The sequence below is a fragment of the Pseudomonas sp. W2Jun17 genome, from assembly GCF_023127795.1.
Lineage (GTDB): Bacteria > Pseudomonadota > Gammaproteobacteria > Pseudomonadales > Pseudomonadaceae > Aquipseudomonas > Aquipseudomonas synxantha_A.
In genome coordinates this window covers 157121-182636 of sequence record NZ_SPKO01000024.1, presented here as the reverse complement: position 1 = coordinate 182636, position 25516 = coordinate 157121, and the positions used below count along the sequence as shown (strand labels likewise).

The window sequence follows — 25516 nt, the reverse complement described above, 5'->3', positions numbered from 1 at the left end:
TGCATGGCATGCAAGAGGTCAACGGTTCGATCCCGTTTAGCTCCACCAATTTACAGGTTCAAGGTTCCGGCCACACCGTCCTTGAATTGATCAGGTCTCAGCTCTGATCAGATGTACAGAAGGTTTTGTCCCCTTCGTCTAGTGGCCTAGGACACCGCCCTTTCACGGCGGTAACAGGGGTTCGAGTCCCCTAGGGGACGCCACGATTACCCGCTTTGCGGGATTTTTAAGGGTCATTCAATTATTGAATGGCCCTTTTGTTTGTCTGGCGTTCGGCCATTTTCTTGATTGATTCCATTTTTTTGTTCTGACCGGCGGTCGTACCTTTCGCTTGCGCAATATTATTATGGTAATAATATCCAACCCATGAAAGACGGAGGCCTTGATGAGCGATAAAAAAGCGCAAACCCGCGAACGTATTTTGCAGGCTGCCAGCGCGGCATTGATCCAGCGCGGCCCGGCTGAGCCGAGTGTGGGGGAGGTCATGGGGGCGGCAGGGCTGACCGTCGGTGGTTTCTACGCGCACTTTGAAAGCAAGGACGCGTTGATGCTGGAGGCGTTCAGCCAGTTGCTGGCGCAGCGCCGGGCCTCTATCGACGATCTGGACGCGCAGCTCACCGGCGAAGAGCGTCGGGCGCTGGTGGCGGCCTTCTATCTGTCACGCAAGCATCGTGATTCAACCTCCCAGGCCTGCCCCTTGCCGGCCACAGTTGGCGAGATGGGTCGCTTGCCCGACGCATTTCGCGAGGTCTTGAGCGAGCACGTGGAGCTGATGACTGCACAGCTGGCCGACAGCCCTGAAGACATCGACAAGGCGCTGGCGGACATGGCCTTGATGGTGGGTGGCCTGACATTGGCTCGCGCACTGGGGCCGGGTGAGTTGTCGGACCGCGTAATCCGAGCGGCCAAGTCGGCGGTGCGCTGAAGAGGCGCGCCTCGACTGCCGCCGTCTACAGCAGCGGCAAACCGCCTGATACACTGCCCCGCCGACATCAATCGACTGGAGCAAGGCATGGGCTGGGATTTGGCAACGCCGTTTATCATCGATCTGCAGGTTGCGCCTGAAGACATCGACGGCCTCGGGCACGCCAACAACGCGGTGTACGTGTCCTGGCTTGAGCGTTGCGCCTGGCGCCACTCCCAGCGCCTGGGTCTGGACCTCACCGAGTATCGCCGCCTGGACCGCGCCATGGCGGTGGTACGCCATGAGATCGATTATCTGGCGGCAGGCTATGAAGGCGATGAGCTGCAACTGGCCACCTGGATCGTCGACTGGGATCAGCGCCTGAAAATGACCCGTCGTTTCCAACTGGTACGCCCCCGCGACGGCGCGACGCTGCTGCGCGCGCAAACCACCTTTGTGTGCATCGAGTTGTCCAGCGGCAAACCCAAGCGTATGCCTGCCGAGTTTATTGAAGGTTACGGTCCCGCCCTGACAGGGGGTTAACGGTCCTCGCCGGAAACCCAGTAAACTGCGCCACGATTTTTGTTGAGTGTTTTCCATGCAAATTGCTTTGGCGCCCATGGAGGGGTTGGTCGACAACATCCTGCGGGACGTGTTGACCCACGTGGGCGGTATCGATTGGTGTGTGACCGAATTTATTCGCGTCAACGACCGCCTGCTCACCCCTGCGTATTTCCATAAGCTCGCGCCGGAACTGCTGCACGGTGCCCATACCGCTGCGGGTGTGCCGCTGCGTGTGCAACTGCTCGGCTCCGACCCGGTGTGCCTGGCCGAAAACGCTGCCCTGGCCTGCGAGCTGGGGTCTGAGGTGATTGACCTGAACTTTGGTTGCCCGGCCAAGACCGTCAACAAGTCCCGGGGTGGCGCGGTGCTGCTCAAGGAGCCGGAGCTGCTCAACCAGATCGTCGAGCACGTGCGCCGTGCCGTGCCCGCCCACATTCCCGTGACCGCCAAGATGCGCCTGGGCTTCGACAGCCCGGATGGCGCGCTGGTATGCGCCACCGCGTTGGCCGAGGGCGGTGCTGCACATATCGTCGTCCACGCGCGCACCAAAGCCGATGGCTACAAGCCGCCGGCCCACTGGGAGTGGATCCCGCGGGTGCAGGACGTGGTCAAGGTGCCGGTATTTGCCAATGGTGATATCTGGAGCGTCGAAGATTGGAAGCGTTGCCGTGAAATCAGTGGCGCCGAAGACATCATGCTCGGCCGTGGCCTGGTGGCGCGTCCTGACCTGGCAAGGCAGATTGTGGCGGCCAAGGCCGGTGAGGAAGTGGTCGAGATGACCTGGGCGCAGATGCAGCCGATGCTTCAGGAGTTCTGGCGCCAGTCGGTGGCGCAACTGACTGAAAAACAGGCACCCGGCCGCTTGAAGCAATGGCTGGCGATGCTGACGCGCAACTACCCGCAGGCGGTGGAGCTGTTCACCGCGCTGCGCCGCGAGACCGACCTGCAATGCGTCAGCCGTCTGCTGGGCATGCAGCATCCGGTCCCGCTCGACCCTGTTCCAGCAACCGCCTGAAGCCTTCTATCGGCAACGGACGGCTGTGCAGATAACCCTGGAATAAATGGCAGCCCAGCTTTTGCAGGAACGCCAGTTGCTCCGGGGTTTCCACGCCCTCGGCGATCACGTCCAGGTTCAAGCTGCGCGCCATGGCTACGATGGCGCGGATGATCTCGGCGTCATTAGGGTCGTGGGTGGCATCGCGTACGAATGACTGATCGATTTTCAATGCATCCACGGGCAGGCGCTTGAGGTAGGTCAGGGATGAGTAGCCGGTGCCGAAGTCATCCATTGCGAAGCTCACGCCGAGCTTTTTCAGGCGACGCATCTTCGCCACGGTATCGTCCAGGTTCTGGATCACGATGCCTTCGGTGATCTCCAGTTTCAGCAGGCTGGAGGGCAGTTGATGCTGCTTGAGGCTGTGTTCTACCCGTTCCACAAAGTCGTTCTGGCGAAACTGCCGCGGGCTGATATTCACGCACAGGCTGAAATTGAGCGGGTCTACCAGACCGTCGGCAATCAACTGGGCAAAGGCGCCGCAGGCTTCATCGAGAATCCAGGTGCCGACTTCCAGGATCAGGCCGCTGTCTTCCAATACCTTGATAAATTCCGTCGGCGACTGCGCGCCCAGTTGCGGATGTTGCCAGCGCACCAGGGCCTCGGCCCCCACAATCCGGTTGCCACGCGCATCCACCTGGGGCTGGTAATGCACGCTGAACTCGCCGCGTGACAGGGCCAGGCGCAGGTCGGTCTCCATGCGAAGGCGCTCGCTGGCGGTTTTTTGCATGCTGTTGTGGAACATCTGTGTGGTATTGCGCCCTGAATCCTTGGCGCGGTACAGGGCGATGTCGGCACGCTTGAGCAAATCGGCTGGCGTGGTGCCGTGGTCGGGAATAAGCGCTACGCCGATGCTGGGCGTGACCTGCAAACGATGGCCGTCAAGGAACATCGGCTCCGACAGCAACTCACGCAATGTATCGGCCACGCTTTGCACCTGGTCGCTGACCTCCTGGCGCTTACCCTCAAGACCGCTGAGCAGCACCACAAACTCATCGCCGCCCAGGCGTGCCACGGTGTCCTCCATGCGCACGCTGGCTTCCAGGCGTGCGGTGACGATTTTCAACACGGTATCGCCCACCGGGTGGCCGAGGGAATCGTTGATGTGCTTGAAGTGGTCGAGGTCGAGGAACAGCAGGGCGCCGCGCAGGTTGTGGCGCTTGAGCAGGGCGATCTGCTGGCTCAGGCGGTCCATCAGCAGTGCGCGATTGGGCAGGTTGGTGAGCGGGTCGTGATAGGCCAGGTGGCGGATCTGCGCCTGGGCGTTTTTCAGCAGGCTGACGTCTCGTGCGGTCAGCAGCAGGCAGGGGGTTTCGTTCAGGGTGATCGGCTCGACCGAGACCTCCACCGCCAGCACCTCGCCTCGTTTGTTGTGCCAGAGCATTTCCAGATGATGGATGCGGCCCTTGATCTGCAACTCGGCCAATAATGCCGCGCGCTGGTTTTCATCGGCCCAGATGCCGATCTGGTACAGGGTCAGGCCGATGGCTTCTTCGGTGCGGTAACCGGTCAGGCGGCAAAAACCGTCATTGACCTCCACATAACGGCCGGTGTCGCGTTCGGTGATTGAAATCGCGTCGGGGCTGGAGTGAAACGCCTTGGCGAACTTCTCTTCACTGGCCTTGAGGGCAGCTTCCGAGCGTTGCTGCTGGGTGATATCCCGAAGGGTGGTGACGATGCAGGGTTGGTCGCTGACCTTGATCAAGCGGCTGGAGATGACGCAGGTCAGGCTTTGGCCGTCCTTGTGATGCACCACGATGGCCACATTGCTCAGGGCCTGTTCGCGAATCACCCGCTCGATGCGTTGCAGGCGCTTGCTGGAGTCGTCCCACAGGCCGATTTGTTCGGCGCTTTTGTCCAGTACTTCGGCGGCTGTCCAGCCAAAGGTCTGGGTAAACGCCGGGTTGATCTCGATAAAAGCGCCGCTTTCCAGGCAGGTCACGCAGATAGGGTCGGGGCTGGCCTGGAACAGGCTGGCAAATTTTTCCTCGGAGGCGGTGAGGCGTTGCTCGCGTTCGACCTGATCGGTGATATCCAGCAAGGTGCCCGCCATGCGCAGGGGTTTGCCTGCTTCGTCGCGGTACAGGCGCGCACGGCTTTCCAGATAGCGTGGGCTGCCGTCCTCCAACTGCACGCGGTAGGTCAATTGGTAGTTGCCGTCCGGGCCTTCACGCAAGCTGCGGTAGGCATTGCGCATACCCTCGCGATCCTGGTCGGACATCCCTTCGAAAAATGCATCGAAGGATTCATGAAAGGGCGCGGGTTCGAGCCCGTGCAGTTGGGCGGCGCGGGCCGAGCCGTAGAGCATGCCGCTGGGGATGTGCCAATCCCAGGCGCCCAGTTGCGCGGAGTCCAGGGCCAGGTCGAGGCGCTCCTGGCTGTCTTTGAGCGCTTGCTCGGCGTTTTTGCGTTCGGTGGTGTCCAGGAACGTGCTGATCAGGTAAGCCTCACCGTCCAGTTCCACCTTCTGGGCGCTGAGCGTGCCGTCGTGGATCTGGCCGTTGCTGGCGCAGAACTGCACCTCCATGGTGATGGGTTCGCCTTTGCGCTGGGTGGCCTTGACCAGCAGTGCACGCTGCTCCGGATGGCGCCACAGGCCCAGTTCCAGGGTGGTACGGCCGATGGCATCGGCCACCGGCCAGCCGAACAGCATTTCGAAATACTGGTTGGCTTCGCTGATCAAGCCATCGGCCTGGCGGGTCAGTAGCACCATGTTCGGGCATAAATGGAACAATGTGGCGAAGCGCTTTTCGGAGTGGCTGAGGGCGTGTTCGCGGTCGCGCTGATGGGTGATCTCGCGGATCACTCCGATCATGCGGCGCCGTCCGGCTTTTTCCGGCGCGAGGCTGCCGCTGATTTCCAGCCAGTGCAGGCTGCCATCGGGCCACTGGATGCGATGGTGCATGGCCCGTTCGAACGGCTCTCCTGCCAGGACCGCGTGAAAACCACGCACCACCCGTGCGCTGTCTTGCGGGGCCAGCAAGTCAAGGTAGTCGAGGTCCTTGGGCAAGGGTTGATGCGGGTCAAAGCCGAATAACGCTTGAGTACCCCGTGACCAACTGATTCTTCCCGTGTCGATTTCCCAGCACCAGGCGCCCAGCTGGGCGGCATTCAGGGCTGCCAGCAATTGCGGGGCACTGTCCCAGCTTTGCTCCGCCGCTTGGGGGTCCAGGGCGTAGATGCGGGGCAGGGGGGGTACGGGGTCGCCGGGGTTGCGCATTGTCAATGGGCCTTGGCTCGGTGAGAAGACAGCGCGGTTTTCCTTGAAACCCGAGGCCGCACAGTGTCATGCCGGTAACCCTGGCAGATCGACCTGTGCATCCAGCAGGCTCATGAAAGCCCGCGCAGCGTTCGATAGCGTCCTTTCTGTATGCACGATATAGCCTAGCTGGCGACTGAGTTGTATGCCCGGCAAAGCGATACTTGCCACTTGATCATCGAGCATGGTGCGCGGCAACACGCTCCAGGCCAGGCCGATGGACACCATCATCTTGATGGTTTCCAGGTAGTTGGTGCTCATCGCAATATTTGGCGCAAGCCCCTGGGCTTCGAACAGGCGGCTGACAATATGGTGCGTAAAGGTGTTGCCGCCGGGAAACACCGCCGGGTGCCTGGCGATATCGGCCAGGCTGATGGAGCCGTTGCTGATCAGGCTGTGTTCCGGCGCTACCACAAAGTCCAGCGGGTCATCCCATACCGGCGAGGCGCGCACCAGATGGTGGGGCTCGGGCGCCAGGGTGATTACCGCCACTTCGGCGCGACCATGGAGTATTTCTTCGTAGGCCACTTCTGAATCCAAAAACTGAATATCCAGTGCCACGTTTGGGTATTGCCGTGTGAAGGTGCGCAGGATCGGTGGCAGGCGGTGCAGGCCTATATGGTGGCTGGTGGCCAGAGTGAGGCGCCCGCTAACTTCGCCTGTAAGGTTGGTCAGGGCGCGGCGGGTGTCGTCCAGCACGTTGAGGATTTGATAAGCGCGCGGCAGCAAGGCCCTGCCGGCTTCGGTCAAGCCGACTTCACGGCCCAAGCGATCAAACAAACGCACTTTCAATTGCTGCTCCAGGCCCGCGATGCGTTTGCTGATGGCGGGCTGCGTCAGGTGCAGGCGTTCGCCGGCCCCCGAGAAGCTGCCGGTCTCGGCGATGGCGATAAAAGCATTGAGGTTGGCCAGATCCATGGTGCTATTCCAGTTGGTAATCCAAAGCATAAAAAATATGAATTTGAGTTATTTAATGTAGCGCCATACCATCAGCCTCACAAGCCAAAGGGTTATTGAAAAGCCCGGCGTATAGAAACACCGCTGATGAGGACCGACTGATGGCCGGCAAAACGCTTTACGACAAGCTTTGGGATTCCCATGAAGTGAAACGTCGCGATGATGGATCGTCGCTGATCTATATCGACCGTCACATCATCCATGAAGTGACCTCGCCCCAAGCGTTCGAAGGCCTGCGACTGGCCGGGCGCAAGCCTTGGCGCGTCGACTCCATCATCGCCACGCCGGACCACAACGTGCCGACCACTCCTGAGCGCAAGGGCGGTATCGAGGCCATTGCCGACCAGGTTTCGCGTTTGCAGGTGCAAACCCTCGACGACTATTGCGACGAATACGGCATCACCGAATTCAAGATGAATGACGTGCGCCAGGGCATCGTCCATGTGATCGGGCCGGAGCAGGGTGCGACCTTGCCGGGCATGACCGTGGTCTGCGGCGACTCCCACACCTCTACCCACGGTGCGTTCGGCGCCCTGGCCCATGGCATCGGCACCTCCGAGGTGGAACATGTGTTCGCCACCCAGTGCCTGGTCGCCAAGAAAATGAAGAACATGCTGGTACGCGTCGAAGGCCAATTGCCGTTTGGCGTGACCGCCAAGGACATCGTGCTCGCCGTGATCGGCAAGATCGGCACCGCCGGCGGTAACGGCCACGCCATCGAATTCGCCGGCAGCGCCATTCGCGACTTGTCCATCGAAGGGCGCATGACCATCTGCAACATGTCCATCGAGGCCGGTGCCCGTGTGGGCATGGTGGCGGCGGATGAGAAAACCGTGGAGTACGTCAAAGGTCGCCCGTTTGCCCCGCAAGGCGCCGATTGGGACGCCGCCGTCGAAGCCTGGAAAGACCTGGTGTCCGACGCCGATGCGGTGTTCGACACCGTGGTCGAACTCGACGCTGCGCAGATCAAGCCGCAAGTCAGCTGGGGCACTTCGCCGGAAATGGTCCTGGCCGTTGACCAGAACGTACCGGACCCGGCCAAAGAGGCCGACCTGGTCAAGCGCGGCTCCATCGAGCGCGCCCTGAAGTACATGGGCTTGAAGGCCAACCAGGCGATCACCGACATCCAGTTGGATCGCGTGTTCATTGGCTCCTGCACCAACTCGCGGATCGAAGACCTGCGCGCCGCGGCGGTGATCGCCAAGGGCCGCAAGGTTGCCTCGACCATCAAGCAAGCCATTGTGGTACCGGGTTCCGGCCTGGTGAAGGCGCAAGCCGAAGCTGAAGGCCTGGACAAGATCTTCCTCGAAGCCGGTTTTGAGTGGCGTGAGCCGGGCTGTTCGATGTGCCTTGCGATGAACCCGGACCGTTTGGAGTCGGGCGAGCATTGCGCGTCCACCTCCAACCGTAACTTTGAAGGGCGTCAGGGCGCCGGTGGCCGCACCCACCTGGTCAGCCCGGCCATGGCCGCCGCCGCTGCCGTCAACGGTCGTTTCATCGACGTTCGCGAATTGATCTGAGGAATACCCGATGAGAGCTTTTACCCAGCACACAGGTCTTGTAGCGCCGTTGGACCGTGCCAACGTGGACACTGACCAGATCATCCCCAAGCAGTTCTTGAAGTCGATCAAGCGCACCGGTTTTGGCCCCAACCTGTTCGATGAGTGGCGCTATCTGGATGTGGGCTACGCCTACCAGGACAACTCCAAGCGCCCGCTGAACAAAGACTTTGTGCTCAATGCCGAGCGCTATCAGGGGGCCAGTGTGTTGCTGGCCCGGGAAAACTTCGGTTGCGGCTCCAGCCGTGAACACGCGCCGTGGGCCCTGGAAGAGTACGGCTTTCGCAGCATCATCGCGCCCAGCTATGCCGACATCTTCTTCAACAACAGCTTCAAGAACGGCCTGTTGCCGATCATCTTGAGCGATGCCGAAGTGGATGAGCTGTTCCAGCAAGTGGAAGCGAATGTGGGTTATCAGCTGACCGTGGACCTGGCCGCGCAGACCGTCACCCGTCCGGATGGCAAGGTGTATCACTTCGAGGTGGATGCGTTTCGTAAGCATTGCCTGATCAACGGCCTGGACGATATCGGCCTGACCTTGCAGGACGGCGATGCGATTGCGGCGTTTGAAGCCAAACATCGGGCGAGCCAGCCTTGGTTGTTTCGCGATGCCTGATTTGCGGTAGGCAGGACCGCCGCCATCGGGAGCAAGCCCCCTCCCACATTTGAATGCGTTCGCATATCAACATGTGGGAGGGGGCTTGCTCCCGATAGGGCCAGAACAAACACCACAAGGTCCATTGAGGAAAGCCCATGACTACCACCGCCCACACCCAAGTCGTGCAAAAACAATTCGGCGAACAGGCTGCGGCCTACCTGAGCAGTGCCGTGCACGCCCAGGGCACCGAGTTTGCGCTGCTGCAGGCAGAGCTGGCCGGGCAGGGCGCTGCACGGCTGCTGGACCTGGGTTGCGGTGCCGGTCATGTGAGTTTCCAGGTGGCGCCTCTGGTTAAAGAAGTGGTGGCCTATGACCTGTCCCGGCAGATGCTCGACGTGGTCACCGCCGCCGCGAAAGATCGCGGCCTGCACAATATCCGCACCGTCCACGGCGCCGCCGAGCGTCTGCCGTTCGCCGATGGCGAGTTCGACTTCGTGTTCAGCCGTTATTCGGCCCACCACTGGAGTGACCTGGGCCTGGCCCTGCGGGAAGTGCGCCGCGTGCTCAAGCCGGGCGGGGTGGCGGCGTTTGTGGATGTCTTGTCACCGGGTAGCCCATTGCTGGACACTTACCTGCAAACCGTCGAAGTGCTGCGCGACACCAGTCACGTGCGAGATTACGCCGCCGCCGAGTGGATGCAGCAACTCAGCGAGTCCGGTCTGCATGTGCGTAACAGTCTGCGCCAGCGCCTGCGCCTGGAGTACACCTCGTGGGTCGAGCGCATGCGCACGCCAGAGGTGCTGCGTGCGGCAATCCTTGAGCTGCAAAGGGCGATGGGCCAGGAAGTGCGCGATTATTACGAAATTCAGGCCGACGGCACCTTCAGCACCGACGTGCTGGTGGTCTTTGCCCAGCGTTGATTGATTTTTCCCGACCTGCCCACGGGCGGGTCGCTTGATGAAATGAGGAACCCATGAGCAAGCAGATTCTGATTCTCCCTGGCGACGGTATTGGTCCGGAAATCATGGCCGAAGCGGTCAAGGTGCTGGAGCTTGCAAACGCCAAGTACAGCCTGGGCTTCGAGCTGAGCCACGACGTGATCGGCGGCGCCGCTATCGACAAACACGGCGTGCCCCTGGCTGACGAAACCCTGGACCGTGCCCGGGCGGCCGACGCCGTGTTGCTCGGCGCCGTGGGCGGCCCGAAGTGGGACAAGATCGAGCGTGACATCCGCCCGGAGCGCGGCCTGTTGAAAATCCGCGCGCAACTGGGCCTGTTCGGCAATCTGCGCCCGGCGATCCTCTACCCGCAACTCGCCGATGCCTCAAGCCTCAAGCCGGAAGTGGTGGCGGGCCTGGATATCCTGATCGTGCGTGAGCTGACCGGCGGTATCTACTTCGGCTCGCCACGGGGCGTGCGCGAGTTGGAAAATGGCGAGCGCCAGGCCTACGACACCCTGCCGTACAGCGAGAGCGAAATCCGCCGTATTGCCCGGGTCGGTTTCGATATGGCCCGTGTGCGTGGCAAAAAGGTGTGCTCGGTGGATAAAGCCAACGTGCTGGCCTCCAGCCAACTGTGGCGCGAAATCGTTGAGGAAGTGGCCAAGGATTACCCGGACGTCGAACTGAGCCACATGTACGTCGACAACGCCGCGATGCAACTGGTGCGTGCGCCCAAGCAGTTCGACGTGATCGTCACCGACAACCTGTTCGGCGACATCCTGTCCGACCAGGCGTCCATGCTCACAGGTTCCATCGGCATGTTGCCGTCGGCGTCCCTGGACACCAACAACAAGGGCATGTACGAGCCGTGTCACGGTTCGGCGCCGGACATCGCAGGCCAGGGCATTGCCAACCCGCTGGCGACCATTTTGTCGGTGTCGATGATGCTGCGTTACACCTTCAACCTGAGTGAAGCGGCCGACGCGATCGAGAAAGCCGTCAGCCTGGTACTGGACCAGGGCTTGCGCACCGGGGACATCTGGTCCCAGGGCTGCACCAGGGTCGGAACGCAAGAAATGGGCGACGCAGTAGTCGCCGCGCTGCGGAATCTGTAATCTCTCGGGCCCGCTTGCAGTTCTTGCTGCAAGGCGGCCCACTTTTTAACAAGGTGTAGTTGCGATGAAACGTGTAGGTCTGATCGGTTGGCGCGGTATGGTCGGTTCCGTGCTCATGCAGCGGATGCTGGAAGAGCAGGATTTCGATCTTATTGAGCCGGTGTTTTTCACCACTTCGAACGTAGGTGGCCAAGGGCCGTCCGTGGGCAAGGATATTGCCCCGCTCAAGGACGCCTACAGCATTGAAGAGTTGAAGACCCTCGACGTGATCCTGACGTGCCAGGGTGGCGACTACACCAGCGAAGTCTTCCCCAAGCTGCGCGAAGCCGGCTGGCAGGGTTACTGGATCGACGCCGCTTCCAGCCTGCGTATGCAGGATGACGCGGTGATCATCCTTGATCCGGTCAACCGTAAGGTCATCGACCAGCAACTGGATGCCGGCACCAAGAACTACGTGGGCGGCAACTGCACCGTCAGCCTGATGCTGATGGGGCTCGGTGGCCTGTTCGAAGCCGGCCTGGTCGAGTGGATGAGTGCCATGACCTATCAGGCGGCTTCCGGTGCCGGTGCGCAGAACATGCGCGAGCTGATCAAGCAGATGGGCGCGACCCATGCCGCTGTCGCCGATCAACTGGCCGACCCGGCCAGCGCGATTCTCGACATCGACCGTCGTGTGGCCGAAGCCATGCGCAGCGACGCCTACCCGACCGAGAACTTCGGCGTGCCATTGGCTGGTAGCTTGATCCCGTGGATCGACAAGGAACTGCCCAACGGTCAGAGCCGCGAGGAGTGGAAGGCCCAGGCCGAGACCAACAAGATCCTCGGTCGCTTCAAGAACCCGATTCCGGTGGACGGCATCTGCGTGCGCATTGGCGCCATGCGTTGCCATAGCCAGGCGTTGACCATCAAGCTGAACAAAGACGTGCCGATCGCCGATATCGAAGGGCTGATCAGCCAGCACAACCCTTGGGTCAAGCTGGTGCCGAACAACCGCGATATCAGCATGCAGGAGCTGAGCCCGACCAAGGTCACCGGCACCCTGAATGTACCGGTGGGCCGTCTGCGCAAGCTGAACATGGGTAGCCAGTTCCTCGGTGCGTTCACCGTCGGCGACCAGCTGCTGTGGGGCGCGGCTGAACCGCTGCGTCGCATGTTGCGGATTTTGCTGGAGCGTTGATCGCTTTCTTGCATTGAAGAACCCCGCGCTCTGGTGACAGGCGCGGGGTTTTTTATTGTTCTGTCGGGCGCTATCGGGAGCAAGCCCCCTCCCACATTCAACCCAGTTCCAACCTTGAAATGGAGGGCAAGTGTGGGAGGGGGGCTTGCTTGCGATAGCGCCATCAGCCACACCACAAGGCCCAGGCTAATTGCCTCACCCCCAGCCACCCGGTAAAGTGCCGCTCCCCCCTGCAATGCCCGAGGCAGCCCCCATGACCCAGACCTTTGAAATCGCCGTGATCGGTGCCACCGGCACTGTGGGTGAAACACTGGTGCAGATCCTCGAAGAGCTGGATTTCCCGGTAGGCACCCTGTATTTGCTGGCGGGCAGCAACTCGGCGGGGGCTTCGGTGCCGTTTCGTGGCAAGAACGTGCGGGTCAAAGAGGTCGACGAGTTCGATTTCAGCAAGGCGCAGTTGGCGTTCTTCGCAGCAGGCCCGGCGGTGACCCTGAGTTTCGCCCCGCGCGCCACAGCCGCTGGCTGTTCGGTGATCGACTTGTCCGGTGCATTGCCTGCCGAACAGGCGCCGCCAGTGGTGCCGCAGGCCAACGCCCAGGTGTTGAACGGTTTGAAAAAGCCGTTCCAGCTCGCCAGCCCAAGCCCGTCTGCCACCTACCTGGCGGTAGTGCTCGCGCCGTTGCGGGGTTTGGTGGACATCCAGCGCGTGAATGTCACCGCCAACCTGGCGGTCTCTGCCCAGGGCCGGGAGGCCGTCAGCGAGTTGGCGCGGCAGACCGCTGAGTTATTGAACGTGCGTCCACTGGAACCGAAGTTCTTCGATCGGCAAATGGCGTTCAACCTGCTGGCTCAAGTCGGTACGCCAGACGCCCAAGGTCATACAGCCTTGGAGACACGCCTCGTACACGAGCTGCGTGCCGTGCTGGAAACACCTTTGCTAAAGATTTCCGCAACCTGCGTTCAAGCCCCGGTGTTTTTCGGCGATAGCCTGACAGTGTCGTTGCAATTGGCCGCGCCGGTCGATCTGGCCGCAGTCAACCGTGCACTCGATGCTGCGCCGGGTATCGAGCTGGTTGAGGAGGGCGATTACCCAACGGCTGTAGGCGATGCGGTCGGCCAGGATGTGGTTTACGTAGGACGCGTACGTGCAGGTGTCGACGACCCCGCGGAACTAAATCTGTGGTTGACGTCAGATAACGTACGCAAGGGCTCGGCCCTGAACGCTGTGGAGCTGGCGCAGTTGTTGATAAAAGGCCTTGTGTAAAAGATACTTGGCGGCAATTTGTAGATTGATTCTAGCCAGGCGCTATGCTTGGTCCCAAGTGAAACACAAGCGCGTCGGTGACCTATCGGCTCGCCATGCCTTATGGCAGCGGTTACCAACCTTCTCGCAGGGCGGGGAGCGTTCAAACAAAGGATGAGGCTATGGTTCAAGTTCGCAAACTGGTGTTAGCAATAGCGGCCGCCTCGGCGCTGTCCTCCGGTATGGCGCAGGCGCTGCAACTTGGGGAGATGACCCTCAAGTCGAAGTTGAACCAGCCGCTGTCGGTGGAAATCGAATTGCGTGATGTGGGCGGCCTCACGGCGGCCGAGATCACTCCGAGCCTGGCTTCTGCCCAGGCCTTCGTGGATGCGGGTGTTGACCGCCAGGCGTTTCTCGATGACCTGACGTTCACCCCGGTGATCAACCCCGAAGGTCGCAGCGTGGTGCGCGTGACCTCCAGCAAGCCGCTGCCCGATTCCTATGTGCGCTTCCTGCTGCAGGTGCAATGGCCCAATGGCCGTTTGATGCGTGACTACAGCGTACTGCTCGACCCGGCCAAGTTCGACCAGCCGGCACCGACTGCCAGCGCGCCGGCCAGTACCGCACCTGCCGCCGGCACGCCCGCCCAGCACACCACCACGTCCCGCGACACCTTGTGGGAAATCGCCGCGAAGAATCGTAACGGCGCCTCGGTCCAGCAGACGATGCTGGCGATCCAGGCGCTCAACCCTGACGCTTTTATCGATGGCAATATCAACCGCCTGAAAACCGGCCAGGTCCTGCGCCTGCCAGATGTCACGCAAAGTACGGCGCTGGCGCAGCCTCAAGCGATCGCCGAAGTCAGCGCGCAGAACGCCGCATGGCGTCAGGGCCGTCGTACCCCCAAGGGCCAAGTGGCCGGCAAGGCGCAGTTGGATGCGACCAAGCGTACCCAGGCCGGCAATGCGCCGACGAGCACCCAGGCCAAGGACAACTTGAGCCTGGTCTCGGCCGAAGCCGCCAAGCAAGGTACGAAGGGCAAGGCCGGTGATAACCGTGCATTGAGCGACAAGCTGGCGATGACCCAGGAAGAGCTGGACACCACCCGCCGCGATAACGAAGAACTGAAGAGCCGCGCCGCCGACTTGCAAAGCCAGTTGGACAAGTTGCAAAAGCTGATTCAGTTGAAGAATGACCAGTTGGCTCGCTTGCAGGCGCAAAACGGTGAGCCGGCTACGGCTGCAATCCCTGCGCAGCTGGCAGGTGAGCCCGCAGCAGAGCCTGCGGCGCCCGCTGCAACCCCTGCACCCGCCGCTGAACCGCCCAAGCCGGTCGCGGCACCTGCTACCACCGAAGGCAAGTTCAATGACTTGCTGACCAACCCTATTATCCTCGGCATCATTGGCGGGGCAGGCATCCTGGTGGTGCTGCTGCTTCTGTTGCTGTGGGCGCGCCATCGCAATGCCCGCCGCGAAGAGGAAAAGCATCTGCGCATGGCGCGGGCGCTGGCCGAAGAGCCTGAGTTCACGCCCAATATTGACCAGGACCTGCCGCCCGACAGTTTTGAAGGCCTTGAAGTGCCGCCGCCGAGCGTCAAGCTGGGCGCCGCGCCAGCGCCTGCCCCGGTGGCTGAGCCGGTTGTCGTGCCGACTGTCGCTTCCGTGCTCGCACCCCTGGCCGTCGCTGTTGCCCAGGAGAATTCCAGCGATGCATTGGCTCAGGCCCAGTCCCATATCGACCGCGGCCACCTGAACCAGGCGGCTGATGTGCTTGAACAAGCCATCAAGCATGAGCCCAAGCGCAGCGACCTGCGTTTGAAGCTGATGGAAGTCTACGGCCTGCAGAATGACAAGGACGGCTTCGTCACCCAGGAGCGGCAATTGGTCGCCAACGGTGAGAACCACGCCCAGGTCGAGCAGCTCAAGAGCCGCTTCCCGGCCATGGCCGTGCTGGCAGCGGGCGTCAGCGCCGCCGTGGCTGCTGCGGCTCTCGATGCGCAGTACGTCAAGGATTTGCTCGATGACAAGCCGGCCGCGCCTGAGCCGGCGGACACCTTCGACAACGATTTTGACCTTAGCCTGGATGAGCTGGAAGCTGCCTCGCCGGCCGAGATCGCCCGGGACCAGCAAACCTTTGAAGCACTGCTGCAACAACAGACTGAGGCAAAGGCCGATGCGCAGGATCTCTCGGACTTTGACCTGGACCTGCAACTGGATCCGCCAGCGTCGAAATCCGATGACGACTTCTTCTCGGGACTTGAGGAGCAGATGAAGGACGTGCCGCCTGTCGAGCCGCCCACCCTGACACCTGCCGCGCTGGACGAATTCGAGTTGCCGGAAGACTTTGACCTGTCCCTGGCTGATGAGCCGACGGCCCCGGCAGCCAAGCCCGATGCGTTTGCCTCGGAACTGGACGACGTCAATGCCGAGTTGGACCGATTGTCCCAGAGCCTGGAGCACCCGCCGATCGAGCCGACCTTCACGGCCGAGGATGCCGCGCTGGGCGGTGATGATGAACCGGATTTCGATTTCCTCTCAGGCACGGATGAAGTCGCTACCAAGCTCGACTTGGCCCAGGCTTACATCGACATGGGTGATGCCGATGGCGCTAAAGACATCCTTGATGAAGTCTTGGTCGAAGGCAACGAAGACCAGCGTGGCGAAGCCAAGGAAATGCTCGGCCGAATCTAAAGCCAGGCGCTATAACAGTGTGGGAGGGGCGGTGCGACGATTCGACTTGCTCCCTCCCACATTTGTTTGGCATCGATCCATAACAAAACGCCCGTCAGGCATCCGACGCCTTTATAATGCCCGCCTTTGCGCAACTCATCAGGCTCTCAGTTCTTGGCAAATATAGATAACGCGGCCGCCGAAATGGCGGCCGCCGGCTTTTACCGCATCGCCCTGGGCGTGGAATACAAAGGCTCGCGCTATCGCGGCTGGCAGCGTCAGGCCTCCGGCGTGCTGACGGTGCAGGAAACCCTCGAAAACGCCCTGTCCAAAGTCGCTGACTCGCCGGTGTCGCTGATGTGCGCCGGGCGTACCGACGCTGGCGTACACGCGTGTGGCCAGGTGGTGCACTTCGACACCCAGGCCGAGCGGTCGATGAAGGCGTGGGTGATGGGGGCGAATATCAATTTGCCCCACGACGTGAGTGTGAGCTGGGCCAAGGTCATGCCGGCGCATTTTCATGCACGCTTCAAGGCCATCGCCCGGCGTTACCGCTACGTGATCTACAACGATCAGATCCGGCCCGCGCATCTCAATGAAGAAATTACCTGGAACCACCGCCCACTGGATGCCGAGCGCATGGCCGAGGCCGCGCAGCACCTGGTGGGCGTGCATGACTTCAGCGCCTTCCGCGCCGGCCAGTGCCAGGCCAAGTCGCCGATCAAGGAAGTTCATCACCTGCGAGTCACCCGCCACGGCAAGATGATCGTGCTGGATATTCGCGCCGGGGCGTTCCTGCATCACATGGTGCGCAACATTGCCGGCGTGCTGATGACCATCGGCGCCGGCGAGCGCCCGGTTGAGTGGGCCAGGGAAGTGCTGGAAAGCCGCATCCGTCGCACGGGTGGCGTCACGGCGCACCCGTTTGGCCTGTATTTGGTGGATGTGGAGTACCGCGACGAGTTCCAGTTGCCGGAACGCTTTATCGGGCCACACTTCCTCACAGGTTTCAGTGAACTTGGCGGCTGACGCCCGGAAAAGCTTTTGTTAACATCCGGGACTTTCTCGGTCCAACCCTGAGGTTCCTACGACATGTCAGCCGTTCGCAGCAAGATTTGCGGGATTACCCGCATAGAAGACGCGCTGGCGGCAGTCGAGGCAGGGGCCGATGCCATCGGTCTGGTGTTTTATGCCAAAAGCCCGCGCGCGGTGAATGTGCTGCAGGCGCGGGCCATCATTGCGGCGCTGCCGCCTTTCGTGACCACCGTGGGCTTGTTCGTCAACGCCAGTCGCTGCGAACTCAATGAAACCCTGGATGCGGTGCCGCTGGACATGCTGCAGTTCCACGGCGATGAAACGCCTGATGAGTGTGAGAGTTATCAGCGCCCGTACATCAAGGCGTTGCGGGTCAAGACGGGCGACGATATCGCCGCGGCGTGTGCCGCGTATATCGGCGCTCGCGGGATCCTGCTCGACACCTACGTCGAAGGCGTACCGGGTGGTACGGGTGAGGCGTTCGATTGGTCGCTGATTCCCGAAGGGTTGAGCAAGCCGATCATCCTGGCCGGTGGGCTCAACCCTGTGAACGTCGGGGCTGCCATCGAGCAGGTGCGGCCGTATGCCGTGGACGTCAGCGGTGGGGTGGAGCAGGGCAAGGGCATCAAGGATCACAACAGGATTCGCGCATTCATGCAGGCCGTGCGCAACAGCAGTGGCGGGATGTGACGGCTGGCAGTCTGCCGCCGTCCATAACTACCACTGTGTAAAACAGCCCGGCGCCGCCTGTGGGTGGCCCGGAAATGAAGTGGCAACCCTGCGCTGGCAGGTTGTCTGGAAGGCTGAGGATGCAGGCGGGAAATGGCAGGTCCAACGTCTGACCCCGTCCCGCAGGCATCATCGCCACATATGAATTTAGCTCAAGGGCATACGCGGGGCTGTGTTCAAGCCACCGGTACTGGAGAAAGAAAGCATGAGCAACTGGTTAGTAGACAAACTGATCCCTTCGATCATGCGTTCCGAGGTGAAGAAAAGCTCGGTTCCTGAAGGTCTGTGGCACAAGTGCCCGTCCTGCGACGCGGTGCTGTACCGCCCGGAGCTGGAAAAGACCCTGGATGTTTGCCCCAAGTGCAATCACCACATGCGTATCGGCGCGCGCGCGCGCATCGACATCTTCCTGGATGCCGATGGCCGCAACGAACTGGGCGCTGACCTGGAGCCGGTCGACCGTCTCAAGTTCCGCGACAGCAAGAAGTACAAGGACCGTCTGGTCGGTGCGCAGAAGCAGACCGGCGAGAAGGACGCGCTGATCTCGGTCAGCGGCAAGCTGCTGGGCATGCCGGTGGTGGTCTCGGCCTTCGAGTTTTCCTTCATGGGCGGTTCCATGGGCGCCATCGTCGGTGAGCGCTTTGTGCGTGCGGCCAACTACGCCCTGGAAAACCGTTGCCCGATGATCTGCTTCGCCGCCTCCGGTGGTGCGCGTATGCAGGAAGCGCTGATCTCCCTGATGCAAATGGCCAAGACCTCGGCGGTACTGGCGCGTCTGCGCGAAGAAGGCATTCCGTTCATCTCGGTACTGACCGACCCGGTCTACGGCGGCGTTTCCGCCAGCCTGGCGATGCTCGGCGATGTGATCGTCGGCGAGCCCAAGGCGCTGATCGGTTTTGCCGGCCCGCGTGTGATCGAGCAAACCGTGCGCGAGAAGCTGCCGGAAGGCTTCCAGCGCAGCGAGTTCCTGCTGGAGCACGGTGCTATCGACCTGATCATCCCGCGTGGCGAACTGCGTCCACGCCTGGGTAACCTGCTGGCGCAAATGATGGGCCTGCCGACGCCTGTGTACGTCGCGCCTAAAGTCGAGCCAATCGTCGTGCCGCCGGTGCCTGCAAACCTATGACCCAACGTACCCTGGGCGAATGGCTCGCCTACCTTGAGCAGTTGCATCCGTCCGCCATCGACATGGGCCTGGAGCGCTCGCAACAGGTAGCGGCCCGCCTCGGGTTGGGCCAGCCGGCACCGCGTGTGATCACGGTGACCGGCACCAATGGCAAGGGCTCCACCTGTGCCTTTGTCGCGGCGCTGTTGCAGGCCCAGGGCCTGAAGGTCGGCGTGTACAGCTCGCCGCACCTGCTGCGCTACAACGAGCGGGTACAGCTCAATGGCGTCGAAGCCACGGACGAGCAGTTGTGCGCAGCCTTCGCTGCCCTGGATGCCGGGCGTGGCGATACTTCCCTGACCTATTTCGAGATGGGCACCCTGGCGGCGTTCTGGCTGTTTGAGCGTGCGCAACTGGATGTGGTCGTACTGGAAGTCGGCCTCGGCGGGCGCCTGGATACGGTCAATGTGGTGGATGCCGACCTTGCTCTGGTCACCAGCATCGGTGTTGATCATGCCGACTACCTGGGCAATACCCGCGAGTCCGTGTCCTATGAAAAGGCCGGGATTTTCCGCCAGGGCAGGCCGGCGCTGTGTGGCGACCTGGATCCGCCGCAACCTTTGCTGGACAAGGTGCGCGAACTGGATTGCCCGTTCTACCTGCGCGGCCGTGAATTCAATCTCGATATCGGTGCGACCCATTGGCAATGGCGCGGGCGTGATGCCCGTGGCAAGGTGGTCGAGTTGCTTGATTTGCCGCTGCTGAACCTGCCGATGGAAAACGCTGCGCTCGCGCTGCAAGCCTATTTGCTGCTGGATCTGCCGTGGGATGCCGAGCAGATCGGCGCAACCCTGCGGGCGACGAAAGTGGTGGGGCGCCTGGATCGTCGGGTGCTCGACTGGCAAGGCAAGCGCCTGAACCTGTTGCTGGATGTGGGGCACAACCCCCATGCGGCTCACTATTTGGCGCAGCGCCTGGCGCGCACGCCACCGGCCGGCCGTCGCCTGGCGGTGTTCGGGCTGTTGGCCGACAAGGATCTGGATGGGGTGGTTGCGCCGTTGCTTGGCAGTGTTCAGTCTTGGGCTGTTGCGCCGCTGGATACGCCGCGCAGCCGGCCGGCGGTTGAGCTGCAGACCGCCTTGCAGAACCTTGGCGCGCCCGTGACGTCGTATGCAAGCATCACTGCCGCCCTTGAAGCGCAGTGTGCGGTGGCTACGGCAGAGGACGAAATCCTGTTGTTCGGATCATTTTATTGTGTTGCCGAGGCGCTCGAATGGCTGGCCCGGCGCTCCACGGAGGAAGCTGCACATGGCATTACTGGATAGCGCATACAAGCAGCGAATGGTTGGAGCCCTGGTATTGGTGGCGTTGGCAGTCATCTTCCTGCCGATGCTGTTTTCCCGTCAGGACGAGCAGCGCCAGGTGGTGGTTGAAGCGCCCGCTGCGCCCCAGGCGCCGGTGGTGCCCCAGGTTCAGGTCGAGCCGGTGGTGGTGCCCGAGCCTCAGGCGTTGCCGGAAGAACCTGTACCTGTCGAGGAGGAGGTCGCCACGCAACCGGCTCCTTCGATGCCGGTGCAGCCAAGTGTGCCGGTGGTCAAGCCGACGCCGGCACCGGCTGTCGCTGCCAAACCGCCTGCACCGGCGCCAACGCCCAAGCCTGTGGCGCCGCAGCCTGCTGCGCCGGGTAAACCGGATGTGGGCCAGAGCCGCATTGATCCCAATGGCCTGCCGATCAGTTGGTCGATCCAGCTCGCCAGCCTGGCCAATCGCGAAAGTGCCGACGCCTTGCAGAAAAAGCTGCGTGCCCAGGGTTATAACGCCTATATCCGCAGTGCCGATGGCAAGAATCGTGTGTTTGTCGGGCCGCTGATCGAGCGCGCCGAGGCTGATCGCCTGCGCGATTTGCTGGGTCGCCAGCAGAACCTCAATGGGTTTGTGGTGCGCTTCCAGCCGGAGCGCGGCTGATTCAAGCAGGCATTAACGCAATCTAAGTGTGGGAGGGGGCTTGCTCCCGATAGCGGTGGGTCAGTCAGTACATCTGATACTGACACACTTCAATCGGGAGCAAGCCCCCTCCCACATTGGTTTATGGTGGGCTTGAAATGGCGTTCACACTGCCCAATCTATTGATTTGCAAAGCAGCCGCAATCACCGCTTACCGATAGCCCGGCGCTCTGCTAAAATGCGCCGCCTTATCCGTACGTAGGCTGCACTGTGCCATTTACCTGGGTTGATTGGGCGATCGTTGCAATCGTCGCCATCTCCGCTTTGATCAGTCTGAGCCGCGGCTTTGTAAAAGAAGCACTGTCGTTGCTGACCTGGATCATCGCAGGAGTCGTAGCCTGGATGTTCGGTGGTTCACTGTCGGTCTACCTGGCCGGGTACATAGAGACACCTTCGGCTCGCGTCATCGCGGGCTGCGCCATCATGTTCATCGCCACGCTGCTGGTGGGGGCAATGGTCAATTATCTTATTGGCGAGTTGATACGTGTCACCGGCCTCTCCGGGACCGATCGATTTCTCGGCATGGCCTTCGGCGCCGCGCGTGGCGCGTTGCTGGTGGTTGTGGCGGTCGGGCTGTTGAGCCTGGGGCCGGTACAGCAGGATTCGTGGTGGCAGGAGTCTGTACTCGTGCCAAAATTTCTATTGGTTGCAGATTGGTCCAAGAACCTCATATTGGGGTGGAGCAGTCAGTGGCTGGCCAGCGGAATCAGCGTACCCGCTGATCTTCCGTTCAAGGAACACCTCTTGCCGGCGCAAACGCCTCAGTAAGCTGTGTTCAGTCAAGATTCATTAAGTAGGGGTTGCGTCGCATGTGTGGCATCGTCGGTATCGTCGGTAAGTCGAACGTCAATCAGGCGCTGTATGACGCGCTAACCGTCCTCCAGCACCGCGGCCAGGACGCTGCCGGTATTGTGACCAGCCACGACGGCCGGTTATTCCTGCGCAAGGACAATGGCCTGGTGCGTGACGTGTTCCATCAGCGTCACATGCAGCGCCTCGTCGGGCACATGGGCATTGGCCATGTGCGCTACCCGACTGCCGGTAGTTCGACTTCGGCCGAAGCTCAACCGTTCTACGTCAACTCGCCTTACGGCATCACCCTGGCGCACAACGGTAACCTGACCAACGTTGAACAGCTGGCCAAGGAGATCTACGAATCTGACCTGCGCCACGTCAACACCAGTTCCGACTCGGAAGTGCTGCTCAACGTGTTCGCCCACGAACTGGCCCAGCGCGGCAAGTTGCAGCCGACCGAAGAAGACGTGTTTGCTGCCGTGATCGACGTGCACAACCGTTGCGTCGGTGGTTATGCCGTGGTGGCGATGATCACCGGGTACGGCATCGTCGGTTTCCGCGACCCCCACGGCATCCGCCCGATTGTGTTCGGCCAGCGTCACACCGACGAAGGCGTCGAGTACATGATCGCGTCCGAAAGCGTGTCCCTGGATGTACTGGGCTTCACCCTGATCCGCGACCTGGCGCCGGGCGAGGCTGTCTACATCACCGAAGACGGCAAGCTGCACACCCGCCAGTGCGCCGTTGCGCCGAAGCTGACCCCGTGCATCTTCGAGCACGTCTACCTGGCGCGTCCCGACTCGATCATCGACGGTGTGTCGGTCTACAAGGCGCGTCTGCGCATGGGCGAGAAGCTGGCCGAGAAGATCCTGCGCGAGCGTCCAGAGCACGACATCGATGTGGTTATCCCGATTCCGGACACCAGTCGTACCGCTGCGCTGGAGCTGGCCAACCACCTGGGCGTCAAGTTCCGCGAAGGCTTCGTCAAGAACCGCTACATCGGCCGTACGTTCATCATGCCCGGCCAGGCTGCGCGCAAGAAATCGGTGCGTCAGAAGCTCAACGCCATCGAGCTTGAGTTCCGCGGCAAGAACGTGATGCTGGTGGACGACTCCATCGTACGCGGCACCACCTGCAAGCAGATCATCCAGATGGCCCGCGAAGCCGGGGCGAAGAACGTGTACTTCTGTTCTGCGGCGCCTGCGGTGCGTTACCCGAACGTGTACGGTATCGACATGCCGAGCGCCCATGAGCTGATTGCGCATAATCGTTCGACCCAGGACGTGGCCGACCTGATCGGCGCCGACTGGTTGATCTACCAGGACCTGCCGGACCTGATCGAAGCGGTTGGCGGGGGCAAGATCAAGATCGAGCAGTTCGACTGCGCCGTGTTCGACGGCAAGTACGTGACCGGAGATGTCGACGAGGCTTACCTGAACAAGATCGAGCAGGCGCGTAACGACTCGTCCAAGATCAAGACCCAGGCGGTCAGCGCGATCATCGACCTGTACAACAACTGAGTAGACACCGGCCCTGAGGGGCCGGTTTTGTATCTTAAATAACGTATTGAGTAAGGAGTCGCAGCATGAGTCAGGAATGGGATGCCGGTCGGTTGGACAGCGACCTCGATGGCGTAGCTTTCGATACCCTGGCTGTGCGCGCCGGCCAGCACCGCACCCCGGAAGGGGAGCACGGTGACCCGATGTTCTTCACCTCAAGCTACGTGTTCCGCACGGCGGCCGACGCTGCGGCGCGTTTTTCCGGTGAGGTGCCGGGCAACGTGTACTCGCGCTACACCAACCCGACCGTGCGCGCGTTCGAAGAGCGTATCGCGGCCCTGGAGGGCGCTGAGCAGGCTGTGGCGACCGCGACCGGCATGGCGGCCATCCTGGCGGTGGTGATGAGCCTGTGCAGCGCTGGCGACCATGTGCTGGTGTCGCGCAGCGTGTTCGGCTCGACCATCAGCCTGTTCGAGAAGTACTTCAAGCGCTTCGGTATCGAAGTGGATTACGTGCCCCTGGCGGATTTGTCCGGCTGGGATGCGGCGATCAAGGCCAATACCAGGCTGCTGTTCGTCGAATCGCCGTCGAACCCGCTGGCCGAGTTGGTCGACATCGCTGCGCTGTCCGAAGTCGCCCACGCCAAGGGTGCGATGCTGGTGGTGGATAACTGCTTCTGCACCCCGGCCTTGCAGCAACCGCTGAAGCTGGGTGCGGACATCGTGGTGCACTCGGCAACCAAGTTCATCGACGGCCAGGGCCGTTGCATGGGCGGCGTGGTGGCTGGATGCAGCGAGCAGATGAAGGAAGTGGTGGGCTTCCTGCGTACCGCCGGCCCGACCCTGAGCCCGTTCAATGCCTGGATCTTCCTCAAGGGTCTGGAAACCCTCAGCCTGCGCATGAAAGCCCATTGCGCCAACGCCCAGGCCCTGGCCGAGTGGCTGGAGCAGCAGGACGGTATCGAGAAGGTGCACTACGCTGGCCTCAAGAGCCACCCGCAACACGCCTTGGCCCAGCGCCAGCAGCGTGGTTTTGGTGCGGTGGTGAGTTTCGAAGTCAAGGGCGGCAAAGACGGCGCCTGGCGCTTTATCGATGCGACGCGCTTGATCTCCATTACCGCCAACCTGGGTGACAGCAAGACCACCATCACTCACCCGAGCACCACCTCTCATGGGCGCCTGGCGCCGCAGGAGCGTGAAGCGGCCGGTATCCGTGACAGCCTGATCCGTATCGCGGTGGGCCTGGAAGATGTAGCAGACTTGCAGGCAGACCTGGCCCGCGGGCTGGCGGCCTTGTGATCGAGTGGTCCATGGAGGCCGCAGCGGCCAGTAACGGGCGCGTTGCGCTGGTAACGGGCGCGGCGCGGGGCATTGGTCTGGGGATTGCCGCGTGGCTGATCAGCGAAGGCTGGCAGGTGGTGTTGACCGACCTTGACCGCGAGCGCGGCGCCAAGGTGTCCAAGGTGCTGGGTGATAACGCCTGGTTCATCACCATGGACGTGGCCGACGAGAAGCAAGTGGCCCAGGGGGTTGCCGAGGTGTTGGGGCAGTTCGGGCGACTCGACGCGCTGGTCTGCAATGCCGCCGTGGCTGACCCGCGCAATATCACCCTGGAAAGCCTCGATCTGGCGTACTGGAATCGCGTGCTGGCGGTGAACCTCGGCGGGCCGATGCTGTTGGCCAAGCATTGCGCGCCGTACCTGCGCGCCCACGGCGGTGCGATCGTCAACCTGGCCTCGACCCGGGCCCGTCAATCGGAGCCGGATACCGAAGCTTACGCGGCGAGCAAGGGTGGCTTGCTGGCCCTGACTCACGCCTTGGCCATGAGCCTGGGGCCAGAGGTTCGGGTCAATGCGGTCAGCCCTGGCTGGATTGATGCGCGTGATCCTGCTGCACGCCGTGCGGAGCCGCTCACCGATGCTGATCATGCCCAGCATCCGGCGGGCAGGGTCGGTACGGTAGAGGACGTGGCGGCGATGGTGGCCTGGTTGCTGTCGCGTCAGGCCGGGTTTGTCACCGGGCAAGAGTTTGTAGTGGACGGTGGCATGAGCAAGAAGATGATTTACAGCGAGTAGGGCGGTTAGCCGTCTTGAAGTGATTTTGTCTTTTTCAGAAAAACTTCAAGCAGGCTATTGACTTAGGTCCGCTATCTGCGTAAATTTCGCGGCCTCAACGAAGCAAAGGGTGATTAGCTCAGCTGGGAGAGCATCTGCCTTACAAGCAGAGGGTCGGCGGTTCGATCCCGTCATCACCCACCACTTCTTGAGAGTCTTGCACTTGTGGCAAGACGCAACTTTAAAGGTTGCACCG

21 protein-coding genes and 2 tRNA genes are annotated in these 25516 nt (G+C 61.7%); 21 read left to right on the top strand and 2 right to left on the bottom strand.

Annotated features, from left to right (window positions below; all coding sequences use genetic code 11):
* The first annotated feature begins 127 nt into the window (after positions 1-127).
* The 4 genes from E4O98_RS12870 (at position 128) to E4O98_RS12855 (ending at position 2483) form a co-directional block, all read left to right on the top strand.
* Positions 128-203 (top strand) — tRNA-Glu (locus E4O98_RS12870).
* Between the two features lie 182 nt (positions 204-385).
* Complete coding sequence (locus tag E4O98_RS12865) at positions 386-925, top strand: TetR/AcrR family transcriptional regulator (protein WP_032880240.1); 540 nt, start codon at positions 386-388, stop codon at positions 923-925.
* 87 nt (positions 926-1012) lie between these two features.
* The gene (locus E4O98_RS12860) at positions 1013-1447 is read left to right on the top strand and encodes a thioesterase family protein (protein ID WP_005789778.1); all 435 of its coding nucleotides are present in this window, start codon (positions 1013-1015) and stop codon (positions 1445-1447) included.
* A gap of 55 nt (positions 1448-1502) precedes the next feature.
* Positions 1503-2483, top strand: coding sequence for a tRNA-dihydrouridine synthase (locus E4O98_RS12855; RefSeq protein WP_005789777.1), 981 nt, complete (start codon positions 1503-1505; stop codon positions 2481-2483).
* On the opposite strand, the gene E4O98_RS12850 is transcribed toward E4O98_RS12855, so the two are convergent.
* Both E4O98_RS12850 and E4O98_RS12845 read right to left on the bottom strand, forming a co-directional pair.
* The gene (locus E4O98_RS12850) at positions 2422-5742 is read right to left on the bottom strand and encodes an EAL domain-containing protein (protein WP_248135356.1); all 3321 of its coding nucleotides are present in this window, start codon (positions 5740-5742) and stop codon (positions 2422-2424) included. The two genes, E4O98_RS12855 and E4O98_RS12850, sit on opposite strands and share 62 nt — an antisense overlap.
* Positions 5743-5808: 66 nt before the next feature.
* Positions 5809-6699 (bottom strand): LysR family transcriptional regulator, encoded by an 891-nt coding sequence (locus E4O98_RS12845; protein ID WP_005789775.1) that lies wholly within the window; start codon positions 6697-6699, stop codon positions 5809-5811.
* Positions 6700-6839: 140 nt separating this feature from the next.
* Here E4O98_RS12845 and leuC point away from each other — a divergent pair, with 140 nt between their 5' ends.
* The 17 genes from leuC (at position 6840) to E4O98_RS12760 (ending at position 25464) form a co-directional block, all read left to right on the top strand.
* Positions 6840-8258, top strand: a complete 1419-nt coding sequence (leuC, locus tag E4O98_RS12840; protein ID WP_005789773.1) for a 3-isopropylmalate dehydratase large subunit — start codon at positions 6840-6842, stop codon at positions 8256-8258.
* 10 nt (positions 8259-8268) lie between these two features.
* Positions 8269-8913, top strand: coding sequence for a 3-isopropylmalate dehydratase small subunit (leuD, locus tag E4O98_RS12835; RefSeq protein WP_003192559.1), 645 nt, complete (start codon positions 8269-8271; stop codon positions 8911-8913).
* Positions 8914-9050: 137 nt separating this feature from the next.
* On the top strand, positions 9051-9815 hold the full coding sequence (locus E4O98_RS12830) for a class I SAM-dependent methyltransferase (RefSeq protein ID WP_078821854.1): 765 nt from the start codon (positions 9051-9053) through the stop codon (positions 9813-9815).
* A gap of 53 nt (positions 9816-9868) precedes the next feature.
* On the top strand, positions 9869-10951 hold the full coding sequence (leuB, locus tag E4O98_RS12825; protein ID WP_032880245.1) for a 3-isopropylmalate dehydrogenase: 1083 nt from the start codon (positions 9869-9871) through the stop codon (positions 10949-10951).
* 64 nt (positions 10952-11015) lie between these two features.
* Complete coding sequence (gene asd, locus E4O98_RS12820) at positions 11016-12128, top strand: aspartate-semialdehyde dehydrogenase (RefSeq protein WP_005789767.1); 1113 nt, start codon at positions 11016-11018, stop codon at positions 12126-12128.
* Between the two features lie 253 nt (positions 12129-12381).
* Complete coding sequence (locus E4O98_RS12815) at positions 12382-13392, top strand: aspartate-semialdehyde dehydrogenase (RefSeq protein ID WP_032880246.1); 1011 nt, start codon at positions 12382-12384, stop codon at positions 13390-13392.
* Between the two features lie 161 nt (positions 13393-13553).
* Complete coding sequence (locus E4O98_RS12810) at positions 13554-16061, top strand: FimV/HubP family polar landmark protein (protein WP_248135353.1); 2508 nt, start codon at positions 13554-13556, stop codon at positions 16059-16061.
* A 183-nt stretch (positions 16062-16244) separates the two neighbouring features.
* Positions 16245-17069 (top strand): tRNA pseudouridine(38-40) synthase TruA, encoded by an 825-nt coding sequence (gene truA / locus E4O98_RS12805; RefSeq protein ID WP_103733785.1) that lies wholly within the window; start codon positions 16245-16247, stop codon positions 17067-17069.
* Positions 17070-17132: 63 nt separating this feature from the next.
* Positions 17133-17765, top strand: a complete 633-nt coding sequence (locus E4O98_RS12800; RefSeq protein WP_032880248.1) for a phosphoribosylanthranilate isomerase — start codon at positions 17133-17135, stop codon at positions 17763-17765.
* A 244-nt stretch (positions 17766-18009) separates the two neighbouring features.
* A complete protein-coding gene (accD, locus tag E4O98_RS12795; RefSeq protein WP_005789754.1) occupies positions 18010-18930 on the top strand; it encodes an acetyl-CoA carboxylase, carboxyltransferase subunit beta in 921 nt (306 codons plus the stop codon).
* A complete protein-coding gene (gene folC / locus E4O98_RS12790) occupies positions 18927-20234 on the top strand; it encodes a bifunctional tetrahydrofolate synthase/dihydrofolate synthase (RefSeq protein WP_248135352.1) in 1308 nt (435 codons plus the stop codon). Before accD ends, folC begins: the two co-directional genes overlap by 4 nt.
* Positions 20218-20874, top strand: coding sequence for an SPOR domain-containing protein (locus tag E4O98_RS12785; protein ID WP_032880251.1), 657 nt, complete (start codon positions 20218-20220; stop codon positions 20872-20874). Before folC ends, E4O98_RS12785 begins: the two co-directional genes overlap by 17 nt.
* A gap of 249 nt (positions 20875-21123) precedes the next feature.
* A complete protein-coding gene (locus E4O98_RS12780) occupies positions 21124-21681 on the top strand; it encodes a CvpA family protein (protein WP_005789751.1) in 558 nt (185 codons plus the stop codon).
* Between the two features lie 41 nt (positions 21682-21722).
* Positions 21723-23228, top strand: a complete 1506-nt coding sequence (gene purF / locus E4O98_RS12775; protein WP_003192537.1) for an amidophosphoribosyltransferase — start codon at positions 21723-21725, stop codon at positions 23226-23228.
* A gap of 65 nt (positions 23229-23293) precedes the next feature.
* Positions 23294-24505 carry an O-succinylhomoserine sulfhydrylase gene (locus tag E4O98_RS12770; protein ID WP_248135325.1) on the top strand — a complete coding sequence of 404 codons (1212 nt, stop codon included), beginning with the start codon at positions 23294-23296 and terminating at the stop codon, positions 24503-24505.
* 11 nt (positions 24506-24516) lie between these two features.
* The gene (locus E4O98_RS12765) at positions 24517-25281 is read left to right on the top strand and encodes an SDR family oxidoreductase (protein WP_032880253.1); all 765 of its coding nucleotides are present in this window, start codon (positions 24517-24519) and stop codon (positions 25279-25281) included.
* A 107-nt stretch (positions 25282-25388) separates the two neighbouring features.
* Positions 25389-25464: transfer RNA gene (locus tag E4O98_RS12760), tRNA-Val, on the top strand.
* Positions 25465-25516: the final 52 nt, after the last annotated feature.